This is a genomic window from Flavobacterium sp. GNP002, from assembly GCF_054343795.1.
This window is the reverse complement of the sequence record NZ_JBTGUW010000001.1, coordinates 1,707,419-1,723,938: the sequence shown is the minus strand read 5'-3', so window position 1 is coordinate 1,723,938 and position 16,520 is coordinate 1,707,419. Positions and strand designations below refer to the sequence as shown.

Here is a 16,520-nt window from a genome sequence, read left to right as displayed (position 1 = left end):
ATTAAGATGTAATTTCAGATACATTAAAATCTAATTTTTTCATGTCTTCCCAAAAATCAGGGTATGATTTAGAAACTACTTCGGCATTTTCTATAATTATTGGCACTTTTAAAGCTAATGGGGCAAATGCCATCGCCATTCTGTGATCGTTATAGGTAGCGATTTTAACATTGTGATTGATTTCATTTGAAGCCATAAGCGTCAAGCTATCATTAGTCACTGAAATATTGGCCCCTAATTTTGTTAACTCAATTCTAAGTGCTTCCAGTCTGTCAGTTTCTTTAATTTTCAAGGTGTGAAGCCCCGTAAGATGACAACCAATTCCTAATCCAAGGCAAGTAACCACTATCGTTTGGGCGATATCTGGCGTATTATTTAATTCTAGGTTTAAAGTTTCGGGTTTAAAACCCACTTGTTTTGTAAGCGTCATTTTGTTTTCTTCAAAATGCGTTTCAACTCCCATTTGTTTGTAGATTTTAACCAAAGCTGAATCGCCTTGTAAACTGGTTTCTTTATAACTGGTCAATGAAATAGTGGCATTTTCAGCCAAAGCAGCCAAACTAAAAAAGTACGATGCAGAACTCCAATCGGATTCTACGGTCATTACTTTCGATTCCACTTTTTGTTTTGGATAAACGGTAATTACATTCCCTTCGAAACTGGTTTTAACATCCAAATCATTCAACAAAGCCAATGTCATTTTGATATAAGGAACTGAAGTAATCTCACCTACTAACGTGATTTCGATACCGTTTTCCAATTTTGGCGCCACTAATAACAATGCCGATATGTATTGACTGCTTACATTTGCAGGAATATTAACCTTAGAAGCTGTGATTTTTTGTCCTTTGATTCGAATAGGCGGATATCCTACTTCTTTTTCATAGGAGATTTTCGCACCCAATTGCTCTAGCGCTTCCACCAAAACTTTTATAGGACGCTCTGTCATTCGCTGAGAACCAGTTAAAACTACTTCACGACCTTCGTTTACAGCAAAATAAGCGGTTAAAAAACGCATCGCAGTTCCAGCATGATGAATGTCAACTATTTCTTCATTTCCCTTTAAAGCTTTTTGCATCACTTCACTGTCATCTGAATTAGAAGTATTCGTCAAAGTAATATTTGGAAACAAAGCTTGCAATAATAATAGTCTGTTGGTTTCGCTTTTTGAACCGGTAACTGCAATTTGAGCTTGTAAATTAGAATGGGAAGTTTGTAACAGTAAATTCATATTTTTAATTATGAGTTATGAGTTATAGCTTAAGCTTTCGACTCAAAAAATTTAAAGTCGCAATTTACCACTACTCACTCACAATTCATAATTTACAATTCACAAATTATTTGAGTTTTTCGTTGTTTTTGTGACGATCTTTGTCTCGAATAGATTTTAAATCCATCTTTTTATCGAAAGCAGCCTGCAAATCGATTCCTGTTTGATTTGCTAAACACAATACCACAAAAACCACATCAGCTAATTCTTCACCAAGATCTTTATTTTTATCGCTTTCTTTTTCGGATTGTTCTCCATAACGGCGGGCAATGATACGGGCTACCTCACCTACTTCTTCAGTAAGTTGCGCCATATTGGTCAATTCGTTAAAATAACGAACGCCGTGTTCTTTTATCCAAGTATCTACGTCGAGTTGGGAATTTTTTAGGTTCATTTTATTCTCTATTTTTACTGTCAATTACTATCGTTACAGGACCATCATTCAGCAAAAGCACTTTCATATCCGCACCAAAGATTCCCGTTTGTACTTTTTTACCTAATTCTATTTCTATTTTTTTTACAAAATTCTCATACAATGGAATGGCCACTTCTGGTTTTGAAGCTTTGATATAGGAAGGACGATTGCCTTTTTTGGTAGAAGCATGCAATGTAAATTGACTAACCACAATAATATCTCCGTCAACATCTTTTACAGATAAATTCATCACATCATTTTCATCGCCAAAAATGCGGATGTTAGTAATCTTATTAACCAGCCAATCTATATCTTCTTGAGTATCGGCATCTTCAATACCAACTAAAACCAATAGTCCTTTTTGGATATCGGCTACAATTTTATTGTCTATAGTTACGGAGGCGGAGGAAACCCTTTGAAGGACGATTTTCATTTTTGAAATTGAAATTGATTTTTGAAATTGCTATTGTTATTCCCTCGTTTTATCACTGATTATCCTATCTTCATTATGAATATCCGTTCGGTAATTTTCATCATCGCCTTCCAGAATTTTAAGATAACTTCTATAACGGGACCAAGCGATTTCGTCTTTTTCTAATGCGGTTTTAATAGCACAATGCGGTTCGTCTTTATGCAAACAATTATTAAATTTACACTGATCTTTCAATTTGAAAAATTCAGGAAAATAGCCGCTAATTTCTTCTTTTTCCATGTCTACAATTCCAAAACCTTTGATACCTGGCGTGTCAATAATTTTAGCATCAAAAGACAAATCATACATTTCGGCAAAAGTAGTTGTGTGTTGTCCTTGCTTGCTTGCTTCAGAAATTGTTTTTGTTTTTAAATGTAAAGAAGGCTCCATTGCATTTACCAATGTTGATTTCCCCACACCGGAATGCCCGGAAAACATGCTCACTTTACCAATCATCATTGCTTTCAACTCCTCAATTCCTTTCATTTCAGTCGAAGAAACTCTCAAACATTTATATCCAATTTCTTGATATACGTGTTGCATGTATAATTGTTCATCTAAAGTGGCATCGTCAAACGTATCTATTTTGTTAAAAACCAGTATCGTTTCAATTCCATATGCTTCGGCAGTAACCAGAAAACGATCTATAAAATTAAAAGTCGTTGGCGGATTATTAATGGTAACCAACAAGAAAACCCTATCAATATTAGACGCAATAATATGCATTTGATGTGATAAATTCACAGATTTCCGAACGATATAGTTCTTCCTGTCGTGAATCTTGTGAATGGTTCCCGTAACAGTATCTGAGGATTCTTCGAGTTCATAATCCACAATATCGCCCACAGCAATAGGATTGGTACTTTTGATTCCTTTGATTCGGAATTTCCCTTTCATACGGCATTCGATAAAATCACCTTGTTCAGATTTTACGGTGTACCAACTTCCTGTAGATTTGTATACTAGTCCTGTCATGGTGCAAAGGTAAAATTTTGTTTCAAGTTTATCCCGACACTTCGGGATAAAGTTTAAAGTTTTTGAAACTACCTATAAATAAAAAATCCCCACACCTTTTGAAAAAAGCTGTAGGGATTTATTTTTTGAAAAAAAACAATGATTATGCGTTCAATACTTTTTCTTGGTGACCAATACTTTCTTGGTGAATCGCTTTGAACATTTTTAGTACAAATTCTTCAGTCAATCCTTTTTTCTCACCCTCTAAAATCATTTTTCCAAGGATTTCATTCCAACGATTGTTTTGCAATACAGCAACGTTAGCATCTTTTTTCACCTGACCTATTTCGTCTGCTACCTTCATACGCTTCCCTAATAATTCCAATAAAGTAGCATCTAAAACATCTATATTAGCTCTTAACTTAGCCATTTTTTGAGTAAACTCATCAGATACATCATTTACTTTTCTCACTTTCAAATCAATAAAAATTTGTTTCAAAGCGTCTGGTGTAACTTGTTGTGCAGCATCACTCCAAGCATTGTCCGGATCGTAATGTGTTTCGATAATCATACCATCATAATTCAAATCCAAAGCTTCCTGCGTTACTTCAAGAATCATTTTACGGTCTCCTGTAATATGAGACGGGTCAATGATTAAAGGTAAATCAGGGAATTTATTTTGCAATTCGATAGCAATCTGCCATTCTGGAATATTTCTGTATTTTGTTTTTTCGTATGTAGAAAAACCTCTGTGAATTACTCCTAATTTTTCAATTCCTGCCATGTATAAACGCTCAACACCACCCAACCATAAAGACAAATCTGGATTTACCGGATTCTTAACCAATACGATTTTTTTAGTTCCCGCTAAAGCATCTGCAATTTCCTGCATTGCAAATGGATTTACGGTCGTTCTGGCACCAATCCATAATACATCGATATCATATTCCAAAGCTAATTTTACGTGAGCAGCATTTGCCACTTCCGTTCCCATTAGCAATCCGGTTTGTTCTTTCGCTTTTTTTAACCATTTCAATCCAATTTCTCCAACACCTTCAAATCCTCCCGGACGCGTTCTTGGCTTCCAAATTCCTGCTCTAAAAACACTTACATCTGAATCTTTCAATTCATGTGCAATTTTCAATACTTGTTCTTCTGTTTCAGCACTACAAGGTCCTGCGATCACAAATGGATGAGTCAAATTGAATTCATTCAACCAATTTCTCATTTCTTTCTTGTTTTCCATCTTTTCTAATTTTATTTTTTTAGTTTTTTGTGTTGTTCTTTTTTAACTGTAAAATGTGACTGATCACTTTTTCACGTTCATTCCGTTTAATATTTCCTTTATTTTATTGACGCTTTGCATTTCATTGTAAATCGCATCGTAATCTTCCTTTTCTAATAACTCTTTAAACTTTGACAAATTCGAAATGTATTCTTCCAAAGTTTTTACAACATGCTTTTTATTCTGTTTAAAAATTGGCGTCCACATTGCTGGGGAACTTTTGGCTAATCGAACTGTGCTTTCAAAACCGGAACCTGCCATATCAAAAATATCCTGTTCATCCTTCTCTTTATTGATTACCGTTTTTCCCAACATAAAGGCACTGATATGCGACAAATGCGACACATAAGCAATATGTTTATCATGTGATTTTGGATCCATATAACGGATTCTCATTCCCATTGCTTTAAACAAATCCAACGCTTTTTCTTGTAACTTGAAAGTTGTTTTTTCGACCTCACAAATGATATTCGTTTTCCCTCGAAACAATCCTTTTATTGCCGCAGAAGGTCCTGAAAACTCCGTTCCTGCAATAGGATGTGTGGCTATAAAATTCCTTCTTTTAGGATGATTGGCAATCATTTCACAAATAGGCATTTTAGTTGAACCCACTTCAAAAACAATCGTATTATCCCCAATAACATCCAATACTTTTGGCAATACAACCAGCGCTACATCAACAGGAACCGAAACGATAACAAAGTCTGCATCCACTAAATCATCAAATGCCGCGCCTTCATCAACAACTCCTAAAGCTATGGCTTCCGCCAAATGACTTTCGTTGCTATCAATTCCATAAATTTTGACTTCAGGATGCAACGTTTTAATGTCCAATGCCATCGAACCGCCTATCAATCCTATTCCAATTACGTATATTTTCATATTTTATATTATTTGGGATTCGGGATTTTCGAATTAGGATTAATTTGAATTCCTAAATCAAAAAATCCTAATTCCTAAATCTTTCTATAGCTTCCTGTACTTTTTCTTCTTTTACACAAAGTGCAAATCGTATGTATCCTTCTCCATTAGAACCAAAAATGGTTCCCGGTGTAATGAAAATAGATTTGTCATATAAAATTTCATCAATAAATTTCTCTGCTGATGTAATCCCGTCTGGCAATTTTGCCCAAACAAATAATCCAACACCTTCCTTATACACTTTACAACCTAATTTCTCTGCCAGTTGCTCGGTAAGAATTCTGCGTTTTCTATAAATCGCATTCATCGATTCAAACCAAGTCTTGTCACTTTTCAATGCTTCAATTGCGCCCTTTTGAATCCCGTAAAACATTCCGCTATCCATGTTGCTTTTTACTTTTAAAACTGCATCGATACAAGCTGCATTTCCTAGAAGCATTCCAACTCTCCAGCCCGCCATGTTAAAAGTCTTACTCAAAGAATTCAATTCTAAAACCACATCTTTTGCGCCTTCAACTTGCAACAAACTCATTGGATTGTCATTCAAAACAAAACTATACGGATTGTCATTGACTAACAAAATATTATTTTTTTTGGCGAAAGCCACTAATCTTGAAAACAACTCCAAACTTCCTCTTGCTCCTGTTGGCATGTGCGGATAACCAATCCACATTATTTTCACTTTCGATAAATCCAGTTTTTCCAAAGCTTCAAAATCCGGTTCCCAATTATTCACTTCTTTTAAGTCATAATAAACTGGAACTGCTCCTACTAAATTAGTCACCGAAGTGTATGTTGGATATCCTGGATTTGGAATCAGCACCTGATCGCCTTCATTCAAGAAAGCCAGTGAAATATGCATAATTCCCTCTTTGGAACCCATCAAAGGCAAGATTTCGTTAGCCGGATTCAACACAACTCCGTAATTATTTTTGTAAAAATCAGCCATGCCTTGACGCAATTCCGGTAATCCTTGATAACTTTGGTATTGATGCGCATTTTCATCTTGCATTGCCAGAACTACTGCATCAATTACTGCTTGTGACGGTTGTAAATCCGGACTTCCAATTCCCATATTAATAATTGGTTTCCCTTCAGAAGCCAGTTGTCTTACTTCTCTCAATTTTGATGAGAAATAATATTCTTCAATTATATCGAGACGTTTCGCTGTAGTAATCATGTTTAAATTTTAAGATTCTTTTGACTTTGTAACTTTGTAGCTTTCGACTAATTATAATTTTGTGTTTTTATATTCGCCTAACACTTTGAAATACTCCGCCATGATGATTAATAGTGACTTTGCTTTTGCATAATCTTCGTATTTCTCGAAAGTAACATCCACAAAAAACGAATATTTCCAAGGTGTTTCTATTTTTGGTAACGACTGAATTTTGGTTAAATTCAATTTACAATCACTCATTACATTTAGTACTGCAGCCAAACTGCCACGTTTGTGATCCAATTCGAATTTAATGGACGCTCTGTTTATTTCGTTTTCCGGGACAAAAGAATTGTCCTTTTTGATAATCACAAAACGAGTCATATTATTTTTAATCGTTTGAATTTCCGGAGCCAAAATTTCTAAATCATACATTTCCGAAGCGGTTTTACTGGCAATCGCGGCAATTCCTTTCAACTGTTTTTCCTGAATTCTACGTGCCGTTTCAGCAGTATCTTTGTCTTCGACTAATTTTATGTTTGGGTATTTTTTCAGGAATTCCATACATTGTAAAATAGCCATAGGATGCGAATGTACTTCCAGAATATCTTCCATTTTTTGACCTTTTAAAGCCATTAAATTCTGATGAATTCTCAAATAATGTTCTCCTATTATGTGCAAATTATTTTTGTCAATCAATGCGTAATTTGGAATAATAGGACCCGCAATAGAATTCTCTATCGCCATAACTGCTTGATCTGATTTGCCTGAAAGTAGGTTATCCACTAATTCTTCAAAAGACAAACATTCATCGACAGCAACTGCCTGACTGAAATATTCTTGTGCCACCTGATGGTGAAAAGAACCCGTTATCCCCTGTATTCCAATTATTTCATTCATTTTTACACCTTTTTAAGCAAAAAAAAATCCCGATTTTCATCGGGATTGTATATTTATAGTATCAATTTAATTTTATAATCAAATAACCATACAACAATCCCTTTCTACTTTCCAGAAGAAATAATAAGAATTGCTAAAATAAAATCGGTTACTCAACATCTTGTTGCTATTTTGTATTAATTACTCTGCGAATGTATACATAATTTCCAGCTAACCCAAAAAAAAAGCTGATTTTATTGAACAAAAAAAGGATTCGCTAAAAAACTGGTTATTAATTATGTAATAATTAAAAAAAGGCTTTTAAAATATTTTTTAATCAGCGTGTCTTTATGATTTTCAGAAATTGAAATATTCTTTTTCCAGAATTTTACCCTTAAAATCAAACCAAATTACGCTACTAATTTTTCAGTAAGCCATTTTTTCCCTTCCGAAATTCGAGTTACCATCATTGCCGATACTAAATCACCATTCGCATTCAGCAACGTCGCCATTGGATCTACCAAAGTTCCTACAATCATTGCAGCCGGCAAAGCCTGCTCCATAGGAAATCCATAAACGGTTATCGCCAAAATTTCTCCTATATAACCTCCATTTGGAATTCCGCCTTCGACCACCGAAACAATAACTGTAATTCCCAATGCCATCAATAAGGTATTTGGATCTGTAAAATCTTTACCAAACATAGCAAAAATAACCGCAATTTTTATTATCGACGACATACTAGAACCGTCTTTATGCAAAGGTGCGCCAAGTGGAATAACTACATTCCTAATATGACTCGGAATATTCATTTGTTCTGCACCTTCCAGATTGGCAGGAATTGTTGCAATGCTGCTACAAGTTCCTAACGCCGTTAAAGAAGGTGTAATATTATTTTTCCAAAACACTTTAAATCCTAATTTTCCTCCGGCGATAAAAGCGTACAAACTAAAAAACACGACAAAATAAAACGCGCAAACCGCATAATACAGTCCCAATGGTTTTGCATAAGCACCAAACAATTGCGGTCCAAAAATCCCAACTTGATATGCAAAATAAGCACCCAATCCTATTGGAGCTGTTTTCATAATGATGTGTAACAATTGTTTCATCACTTCATTACCTGAATTCAAGAACCGACTGAAATCTTTCCCTTTTTCGCCCGATTGCAAACTGGCAAATCCTATTAAAAACGAAAATATGATGAGCGCCAACATACTTTTTCGAGAAAGTAGCTCATAAAAATCCCCCGCTGTAAGCAACTGGGTAATTTGTGAACCTGTAGTGCTTTCCTGAATAGTTTCTAGTGGGATTTTAGAAATGATAATATCTTGCTGAATGGGAAATAACAATACACCAACTATCATCAAAATAGCAGAAATCAGTACTGTACTTAAAAATACTCCAATGACAATGACAAACAATTTTCCTAGTTTCTCTGATTTTTCTAAATTAGCAATCGAAGATGCGATCGTAAAAAAAATCAACGGGATAATTGCTGTAAACAATAAATTCAGAAATATATCGCCCAAAGGCTTAATCACCTCTACTCCTTTTCCAAAAACTAAACCCAAAATACTTCCTGCCAGAATTCCGCCAAGTAGCAATAAAATACTTTTGTAATTTTTCAAGAAACTGCCCGATTGTGTATTTTTCAAATTCATATCTATATAGTTTAGGGTAAATATATAAATCTAAAATAGAATATCATCCCGCTTTGTAAAACTTTGACAAAGGACTTTTTAGCTATTGAGCTACAAAAAACAATAAATCAATGCTTTTTCTGTTTACTTTTGCAACAAATAAAATTCCATGTCAATAGAAGTAAATAATATATCAAAAAGCTACGGTGCCCAAAAAGCATTGGATAACATTTCGTTTTCTATAAAAAAAGGAGAAATCGTTGGCTTTTTAGGTCCAAATGGAGCCGGAAAATCGACTTTGATGAAAATATTGACAACCTACATTAATGCCGATGAAGGTTCAGCAATCGTAAATGGAAACGATGTAAACACTCAACAAAAAGCCGTTCAACTTTCTATTGGTTACCTTCCAGAACACAATCCGTTGTATTTGGATTTGTATGTGAGGGAATATTTGGCTTTCAATGCTGATGTCTATAAAGTAGCCAAATCCCGTATCGAAGAAGTAATTCAATTGACCGGTTTAAGTACCGAAAGTCATAAAAAAATAGGGCAATTATCTAAAGGATATCGCCAGCGTGTAGGTCTTGCCAATGCTTTATTGCACAATCCTGACGTCTTGATTCTTGATGAACCAACTACAGGTTTAGACCCAAACCAATTGATGGAAATTCGTAATGTGATTAAAAACGTGGGTAAAGACAAAACGGTTTTCCTTTCTACGCACATTATGCAGGAAGTTGAAGCGATTTGTGACCGCGTGATTATCATCAATAACGGCAAAATTGTTACCGATAAAAAACTAGACAACTTAATTTCCGAAGATGCAGCACAAGTTATCGAAGTAGAATTTGATTATAAAATAGAAGAACAAGCTATTTCCAAAATCGAAAATCTTGTTTCTTATAAAAATACACACGATATGATTTGGGAATTGACTTTCAAAGCGGATAAAGACATGCGCCCGGCAGTTTTTGATTTTGCCAATGCCAATGGTTTAAAAACCTTGCAGCTGAATCAGAAAAATAAAAATTTAGAGGCCGTATTTAGAGAGATTACGAAATAGTTACAACAACAAAAAAGCTCGTTTAAATCCAATTTTAAACGAGCTTTTTTTATGAAATACGATTAAAAATTAAAAAATCTTACTCGCAATTTGTCTAATATTTTCTGATTTTCCCATTGAATAATAATGTAAAACTGGAACGCCGGCTGCTTTCAATTCTAACGATTGTTGAATCGCCCATTCGATTCCTACTTGTCTAATATCCGCATTATTTTTACATTGATCAACAGCATTAATTAAATCTTCGGGTAAGTCGATTCGGAAAATTTGTGGCAATACCTGTAAGTGTCTTTGTACTGCAATTGGTTTAATTCCCGGGATAATAGGAACGGTAATTCCCATTTCTCTGGCTTTAGCAACAAATTCAAAGTATTTAGCATTATCAAAAAACATTTGCGTCACCACATAATCAGCACCTGCATCTACTTTTTCTTTCAATCTTTTCAAATCGGAAATTAAAGATGGAGATTCCAAATGTTTCTCCGGGTATCCCGCAACTCCAATACAAAAATTGGCTTTGTTATCAACATCCATCACATCATGCAAGTACTTCCCGCAATTCAGTTGGTTAATTTGTTTTACCAAATCAACAGCAAAATCATTTCCTCCTTGTTTAGGAACAAAAGACTGCTCGTCCTTCATCGCATCGCCACGCAAAGCCATCACATTATCAATTCCCAAATAATGACAATCGACTAATAAATATTCGGTTTCTTCTTTTGTAAAACCACCGCAAAGCACATGAGGAACTGTATCTACATTGTACTTATGCTTGATTGAAGCGCAAATTCCAAGCGTTCCAGGACGCATTCTGGTAAGTTTTTTTTCCAATAATCCATTGCCTTTATCAACATAAATAAACTCTTCGCGAGAAGTGGTTACGTCGATAAATGGCGGTTTGAACTCCATTAACGGATCAATATTATCGTATAATTCCTGAATGCTTTTGCCTTTTTGAGGCGGAATAATTTCAAAAGAGAATAAAGTTTCTCCTTTAGCTGCTTCTATATGCTGTGTTACTTTCATTTTCTTTAGTTTGAAGTTTAAGGTTTAAGGTTTAAGGTTCTCTCGAACAACTTTAAACTTTAAACTTTAAACAAAATTTCAACTTTAAACTATTTCTAATCCGCAATATTCGGGTTCAACCATTTCATGGCTACTTCAGTTGAAACGCTTCTTCGTTTAGCGTAATCAATAACTTGGTCTTCCTTTATTTTTCCAAGTCCAAAATACTTACTTTCCGGGTTTCCAAAATAATATCCAGAAACCGATGAGGCTGGCCACATAGCCATACTCTCCGTCAAAGTCACTCCTATTTCTTGTTCTACATTTAGTAATTTCCAAATCGTTGGCTTTTCTAAATGGTCAGGACAAGCCGGATAACCCGGTGCTGGACGAATTCCTTTATAAACCTCTTCAATCATAGCCTCGGTAGTTAAATTTTCATCAGCAGCGTATCCCCATATTTCCTTTCGGATTTTTTCGTGAAGGTATTCGGCGAAAGCTTCTGCAAAACGATCCGCCAATGCTTTCACCATAATCGAATTATAATCGTCCAAATCTCTTTCAAATTCAGCCGCCCATTCATCAACCCCAAAACCGGTCGTTACACAAAACGCACCCATATAATCCGTTTTACCACTATCTTTCGGAGCAATAAAATCCGACAATGCGATATTTGGAGCACCTTTAGTTTTTTGTGATTGCTGACGCAACGTCAAGAATGTCTGCAATGGTTTTCCGTTTTCATCACTCAATTCAATATCATCGTCGTTGACTTGATTCGCCGGAAAAATTCCGTAAATTCCTTTGGCTGTCAATTTCTTTTCTTTCAAAATAACTTCCAACATTTCTTGTGCATCTGCAAAAACAGAAGTTGCTTGCTCTCCTACTACCTCATCTGTTAAAATCGCCGGGTATTTCCCGAACAATTCCCATGTTCTGAAAAATGGTGTCCAGTCAATATAAGGAACCAAAACATCCAAATCGACTTCGATAGTTTGTTCTCCAATTACATTGGGTTTTACAGGAGTAAAATTCTCCCAATCCAACTGTAATTTATTTTTTCGGGCTTGCTCAATGGTTAGGAAATTTTTATCACGCGAACGATTTAAAAATGTTTCTCTAAACGCATCATATTCTGCTCTAATATCGCTTGCGTATATCTTTCTGTCCTTATTTAATAAACTTCCAGCCACCGTCACGGCTCTCGAAGCATCGTTTACGTGTATTACTGTTTCTCTATATTGAGGTGCAATTTTCACCGCAGTATGTGCTCTAGAAGTCGTTGCTCCACCAATCATTACTGGGATTTTCAGCCCTCGTTTATCTAATTCTTTGGCGAGATAAACCATTTCATCAAGTGATGGCGTGATTAATCCGCTTAATCCAATAATATCTACGTTGTGCTCAATAGCAGCTGCAATAATTTTTTCAGGTGGTACCATTACGCCCAAATCTACTATCTCATAATTATTACAGGCCAGCACCACGCTAACAATATTTTTACCAATATCGTGTACATCGCCTTTTACAGTTGCCATCAGGATTTTTCCATTTCCTTTTTTGTCACCCGCTTGTTTGCTAGCTTCAATGTAAGGCAACAAATAGGCCACCGCTTTTTTCATTACCCGCGCTGATTTCACTACTTGTGGCAAAAACATTTTACCGGAACCAAACAAATCACCTACAACATTCATTCCTGTCATCAAGTTAATTTCGATAACTTCAATAGGTTTTGTAGCTGCCAATCGTGCTTCTTCAACATCTAGTTCTATAAAGGCATCGACCCCTTTTACAAGTGAGTGGGTAATTCGTTCTTGAACGGTTCCCGAACGCCATTCTTGAACTGCTTTTTCATTATTCTTTACATCTCCTTTTACATTCTCTGCAAAATCCAATAATCTTTCGGTTGCATCATCACGACGGTTTAGGATTACATCCTCAACGTGTTCTAATAAATCCTTTGGAATTTCGTCGTAAATAGAAAGCATCTCAGGATTTACTATTCCCATCGTCATTCCGTTTTGAATAGCGTGGTACAAGAAAACGGAGTGCATCGCTTCCCGAACGGTATCATTTCCTCTAAACGAAAACGAAACATTACTTACTCCACCACTAATGTGTGCATGAGGCAAATTTTCTCGAACCCATTTGGTTCCTCTAAAGAAATCCAATGCGTTCAAGCGGTGTTCTTCCATTCCAGTTGCCACTGGGAATATATTTAAATCGAAAATGATGTCTTGCGGAGGAAAACCAACTTTGTTTACCAAAATATCATACGAACGCTGGCAAATTTCTATTCGGCGTTCGTAATTGTCAGCTTGACCTACCTCATCAAAAGCCATAATAATAGCCGCAGCTCCATAACGCTTAATCAATTTAGCGTGATGAATAAATTGTTCTTCTCCTTCCTTTAAAGAAATAGAGTTTACGACACTCTTTCCTTGAACTACTTTTAATCCTGCTTCTATAATATCCCATTTCGAGCTGTCAATCATGATTGGCACTCTGGAAATATCTGGTTCGGCAGCAATTAAATTCAGGAATTTTGTCATGGCATATTCACCATCCAGCATTCCTTCATCCATATTAATATCGATGATTTGTGCGCCACCTTCTACTTGCTCTTTAGCAATACTGAGTGCTTCTTCGTATTTTTCTTCCTTGATTAATCGAAGGAATTTTCTAGAACCTGTAACATTCGTTCGTTCACCAATATTCACAAAAACGCTTTCCGGCGTAATGATTAAAGGCTCTAATCCCGATAATACAAGGTTTTTTCTAGTTTCTGCTTGTGCCATTTTTTATTTTTTTGTGCCTCAAACCCAATAATTACAATGAATTCGTGGCTATAATTCAGACGCGGTAAAGCGCATCTTTACGTTTACATCGTTGCTGTTGATACTCTTGGTTTATAATCCTTCGCAATATCAGCAATCAACTTGATATGTTCTGGCGTTGTTCCGCAACAACCACCTATGATATTGACTAAATTATCGTCTAAATATTCTTTGATGAAAGCTTGCATTTGCTCTGGTGTTTCATCGTACTCTCCAAAAGCATTTGGCAATCCTGCATTAGGATGCGCCGACACATTGAACGAAGTGTTTTGTGATAAAGTTTGCAAATAAGGCTTCAACAAATCAGCTCCCAAGGCACAATTGAAACCAACACTTAGCAATGGAATGTGAGAAACCGAAACTAAAAAAGCTTCTACGGTTTGCCCTGAAAGTGTTCTTCCTGAAGCATCCGTAATGGTTCCTGAAACCATGATTGGAATATCAATATTGCGTTCGTCTTTTACTTCTTCAATAGCAAAAAGTGCTGCTTTAGCATTTAACGTGTCGAAAATAGTTTCTACTAACAACAAATCACTTCCTCCGTCAATCAAAGCTTCAACTTGTTGTTTGTAAGCAATGCGCAAATCATCGAAAGTTACGGCTCTGTATCCCGGATCATTTACATCTGGTGACATGCTTGCCGTTCTGTTTGTTGGTCCTATTGACCCGGCTACAAAACGAGGTTTGTCTGGATTTTTGGCTGTGAATTCATCGGCTACTTCACGGGCAATTCGTGCCGATTCGTAGTTGAGTTCATACACCAAATCTTCAAGATGGTAATCTGCCATTCCGATAGTCGTTCCTGAGAACGTATTGGTTTCTACAATATCAGCTCCTGCTTCAAAATAAGCTGCGTGAACTGCTTTGATAGCTTGTGGTTGCGTTAGTGACAATAAATCGTTATTCCCTTTTAAGGAATGCGGAAAATCTTTGAAACGTTCTCCTCGAAAATCTTCTTCAGAAAAATTGTAGCGTTGCAACATGGTTCCCATAGCTCCATCGAGTATGAGTATGTTTTTTTTAATGGCTTCTTGAATACTTGACATTTCTTTTTATTTCTTGTAAATCTCGATAAGTATCGGATTCACACTTTTGATTAATAATTACAAAAGTTCACTATTTAAGCTCTTTAGCCCCGATTACAGTGAAAATCCTTTTACTTTTTTTGTTAAAAAAGTAAAAGATTGCAACGGAAAGCGGGAACGGTATTGGCAAAAAAACGCCAATTGTTCGCTCCTGATACTGAAATTAATTCAGTAGGCTAAATATCGATATGTTGTCAAGAAAAGGTTTGAGAAATACTAAGTGAGTATTCGTGTGTTATCTATCTTAGATACTGAAACTGGTTCAGCATAAAGTAGAATGTAGCACCTTCTTTAAAGATAAAGGGTTGCTAAGGTTTCATTGGGTCTTTCCCTCCGCCTTTCGTGATAACTTTCAATAAATATATGAACAGTGCAAAGTAAAGACATAGCGCTAATACTTGCAAGTATTAGCGCTATATTTTTTAACTAGTTTGTACTAAGTTGTTAAACTATGGCTTTCACCACGGCTTTTGGAGCTTCTTTACGAGTTCCGTCAAATCCGTCAACACCTGAAACTGTAGTATATTTCAATACATATTTCTTACCTGGATTGATGATTTGGTAGGCTGCCTGACACATTAATGTGGCTTCGTGGAATCCACAAAGAATTAATTTTAGTTTCCCTGGATAGGTATTTACGTCACCAATGGCAAAAATTCCTGGAATGTTCGTTTGGTAATCCAAAGCATTATTTACTTTGATGGCATTTTTTTCAATGTCTAATCCCCAGTCTCCAATAGGACCTAATTTTGGTGTTAATCCAAAAAGCGGAATAAAATAATCCGTAGCAATAGTTCTGTGCGCTCCATTTTCTTCAATATCAATTGATTCTAAATGCTCGGCACCGTTTAAACCAACTACTTCTGCCGGTGTAATCATTTTTATTTTTCCTGAGTTCTTCAATTCCTGTACTTTTTCTACAGAGTCTAAAGCGCCTCTAAATTCGTTTCTACGGTGAATCAAAGTTACCTCAGAAGCAACATTCGACAAGAAAATACTCCAGTCCAAAGCAGAATCTCCTCCTCCGGCAATCACTACTCTTTTGTCTCTGAATTTTTCCGGGTTTTTAATAAAGTATTTAATTCCTTTGTCTTCGTAAAATTCAATGTCTTCGATTAATGGTTTTCTTGGTTCAAAACTTCCTAATCCTCCAGCAATAGCAATTACTGGCGCATGAAATCTTTTCCCTTTATTTGAAGTCACAATAAAACTTCCGTCTTCTTGTTTTTCAATTGTTTCAGCACGTTCTCCGAGTGTAAAACCTGGTTCGAATTGCTTGATTTGTTCCATTAGATTATCTACTAAATCTCCTGCTAATACTTCCGGAAATCCCGGGATATCATAAATAGGTTTTTTTGGGTATAATTCAGATAATTGTCCACCTGCTTGTGGCAAAGCATCTAAAATATGACATTTCAGTTTTAACAATCCTGCTTCAAAAACTGCAAATAAACCTGTTGGTCCGGCTCCTATTATAAGTATGTCTGTTTTAACCATTTTTTTATTCTTTATATAATGTAATTGTGCTA

At 35.8% G+C, this 16,520-nt stretch carries 14 protein-coding genes and 1 riboswitch; of the genes, 1 reads left to right on the top strand and 13 read right to left on the bottom strand.

All coding sequences use genetic code 11. The features are described from left to right. Position 1: 1 nt before the first annotated feature. The 9 genes from aroA to ACXX80_RS07460 form a co-directional block, all read right to left on the bottom strand. Positions 2–1,231 carry a 3-phosphoshikimate 1-carboxyvinyltransferase gene (gene aroA, locus ACXX80_RS07500; RefSeq protein ID WP_458552677.1) on the bottom strand — a complete coding sequence of 410 codons (1,230 nt, stop codon included), beginning with the start codon at positions 1,229–1,231 and terminating at the stop codon, positions 2–4. Positions 1,232–1,337: 106 nt separating this feature from the next. Continuing rightward, positions 1,338–1,664, bottom strand: coding sequence for a nucleotide pyrophosphohydrolase (locus tag ACXX80_RS07495; protein WP_035668323.1), 327 nt, complete (start codon positions 1,662–1,664; stop codon positions 1,338–1,340). Between the two features lies 1 nt (position 1,665). Beyond that, positions 1,666–2,118, bottom strand: a complete 453-nt coding sequence (gene dtd, locus ACXX80_RS07490; protein ID WP_458552676.1) for a D-aminoacyl-tRNA deacylase — start codon at positions 2,116–2,118, stop codon at positions 1,666–1,668. 36 nt (positions 2,119–2,154) lie between these two features. Then, a complete protein-coding gene (gene rsgA / locus ACXX80_RS07485; protein WP_417965440.1) occupies positions 2,155–3,132 on the bottom strand; it encodes a ribosome small subunit-dependent GTPase A in 978 nt (325 codons plus the stop codon). Between the two features lie 142 nt (positions 3,133–3,274). Next, complete coding sequence (locus tag ACXX80_RS07480; protein ID WP_417951245.1) at positions 3,275–4,357, bottom strand: chorismate mutase; 1,083 nt, start codon at positions 4,355–4,357, stop codon at positions 3,275–3,277. A gap of 63 nt (positions 4,358–4,420) precedes the next feature. Continuing rightward, a complete protein-coding gene (locus tag ACXX80_RS07475; RefSeq protein ID WP_458552675.1) occupies positions 4,421–5,278 on the bottom strand; it encodes a prephenate dehydrogenase in 858 nt (285 codons plus the stop codon). A 67-nt stretch (positions 5,279–5,345) separates the two neighbouring features. Then, positions 5,346–6,497 carry an aminotransferase class I/II-fold pyridoxal phosphate-dependent enzyme gene (locus ACXX80_RS07470; protein WP_458552674.1) on the bottom strand — a complete coding sequence of 384 codons (1,152 nt, stop codon included), beginning with the start codon at positions 6,495–6,497 and terminating at the stop codon, positions 5,346–5,348. Positions 6,498–6,548: 51 nt separating this feature from the next. Further along, a complete protein-coding gene (locus ACXX80_RS07465; RefSeq protein WP_458552673.1) occupies positions 6,549–7,376 on the bottom strand; it encodes a prephenate dehydratase in 828 nt (275 codons plus the stop codon). Between the two features lie 389 nt (positions 7,377–7,765). Continuing rightward, positions 7,766–9,019 (bottom strand): dicarboxylate/amino acid:cation symporter, encoded by a 1,254-nt coding sequence (locus ACXX80_RS07460; RefSeq protein WP_458552672.1) that lies wholly within the window; start codon positions 9,017–9,019, stop codon positions 7,766–7,768. A 148-nt stretch (positions 9,020–9,167) separates the two neighbouring features. Here ACXX80_RS07460 and gldA point away from each other — a divergent pair, with 148 nt between their 5' ends. Then, positions 9,168–10,064, top strand: coding sequence for a gliding motility-associated ABC transporter ATP-binding subunit GldA (gldA, locus tag ACXX80_RS07455; RefSeq protein ID WP_458552671.1), 897 nt, complete (start codon positions 9,168–9,170; stop codon positions 10,062–10,064). Positions 10,065–10,133: 69 nt separating this feature from the next. On the opposite strand, the gene metF is transcribed toward gldA, so the two are convergent. The 4 genes from metF to ACXX80_RS07435 form a co-directional block, all read right to left on the bottom strand. Beyond that, positions 10,134–11,090 carry a methylenetetrahydrofolate reductase [NAD(P)H] gene (gene metF, locus ACXX80_RS07450; protein ID WP_458552670.1) on the bottom strand — a complete coding sequence of 319 codons (957 nt, stop codon included), beginning with the start codon at positions 11,088–11,090 and terminating at the stop codon, positions 10,134–10,136. Between the two features lie 95 nt (positions 11,091–11,185). Continuing rightward, entirely contained in the window at positions 11,186–13,867 is a 2,682-nt protein-coding gene (gene metH, locus ACXX80_RS07445) for a methionine synthase (RefSeq protein WP_458552669.1), read from the bottom strand. A gap of 83 nt (positions 13,868–13,950) precedes the next feature. Then, on the bottom strand, positions 13,951–14,952 hold the full coding sequence (locus ACXX80_RS07440; protein ID WP_458552668.1) for a homocysteine S-methyltransferase family protein: 1,002 nt from the start codon (positions 14,950–14,952) through the stop codon (positions 13,951–13,953). Positions 14,953–15,223: 271 nt separating this feature from the next. Next, positions 15,224–15,343: riboswitch (SAM riboswitch) on the bottom strand. Positions 15,344–15,435: 92 nt separating this feature from the next. After that, the gene (locus tag ACXX80_RS07435) at positions 15,436–16,488 is read right to left on the bottom strand and encodes an NAD(P)/FAD-dependent oxidoreductase (RefSeq protein WP_315208782.1); all 1,053 of its coding nucleotides are present in this window, start codon (positions 16,486–16,488) and stop codon (positions 15,436–15,438) included. Positions 16,489–16,520: the final 32 nt, after the last annotated feature.

Coding starts and splice junctions, on each gene's coding strand:
- aroA (WP_458552677.1), bottom strand. CDS start 1,231: ATGAATTTACTGTTACAAACTTCCCATTCTAATTTACAAGCTCAAATT.
- ACXX80_RS07495 (WP_035668323.1), bottom strand. CDS start 1,664: ATGAACCTAAAAAATTCCCAACTCGACGTAGATACTTGGATAAAAGAA.
- dtd (WP_458552676.1), bottom strand. CDS start 2,118: ATGAAAATCGTCCTTCAAAGGGTTTCCTCCGCCTCCGTAACTATAGAC.
- rsgA (WP_417965440.1), bottom strand. CDS start 3,132: ATGACAGGACTAGTATACAAATCTACAGGAAGTTGGTACACCGTAAAA.
- ACXX80_RS07480 (WP_417951245.1), bottom strand. CDS start 4,357: ATGGAAAACAAGAAAGAAATGAGAAATTGGTTGAATGAATTCAATTTG.
- ACXX80_RS07475 (WP_458552675.1), bottom strand. CDS start 5,278: ATGAAAATATACGTAATTGGAATAGGATTGATAGGCGGTTCGATGGCA.
- ACXX80_RS07470 (WP_458552674.1), bottom strand. CDS start 6,497: ATGATTACTACAGCGAAACGTCTCGATATAATTGAAGAATATTATTTC.
- ACXX80_RS07465 (WP_458552673.1), bottom strand. CDS start 7,376: ATGAATGAAATAATTGGAATACAGGGGATAACGGGTTCTTTTCACCAT.
- ACXX80_RS07460 (WP_458552672.1), bottom strand. CDS start 9,019: ATGAATTTGAAAAATACACAATCGGGCAGTTTCTTGAAAAATTACAAA.
- gldA (WP_458552671.1), top strand. CDS start 9,168: ATGTCAATAGAAGTAAATAATATATCAAAAAGCTACGGTGCCCAAAAA.
- metF (WP_458552670.1), bottom strand. CDS start 11,090: ATGAAAGTAACACAGCATATAGAAGCAGCTAAAGGAGAAACTTTATTC.
- metH (WP_458552669.1), bottom strand. CDS start 13,867: ATGGCACAAGCAGAAACTAGAAAAAACCTTGTATTATCGGGATTAGAG.
- ACXX80_RS07440 (WP_458552668.1), bottom strand. CDS start 14,952: ATGTCAAGTATTCAAGAAGCCATTAAAAAAAACATACTCATACTCGAT.
- ACXX80_RS07435 (WP_315208782.1), bottom strand. CDS start 16,488: ATGGTTAAAACAGACATACTTATAATAGGAGCCGGACCAACAGGTTTA.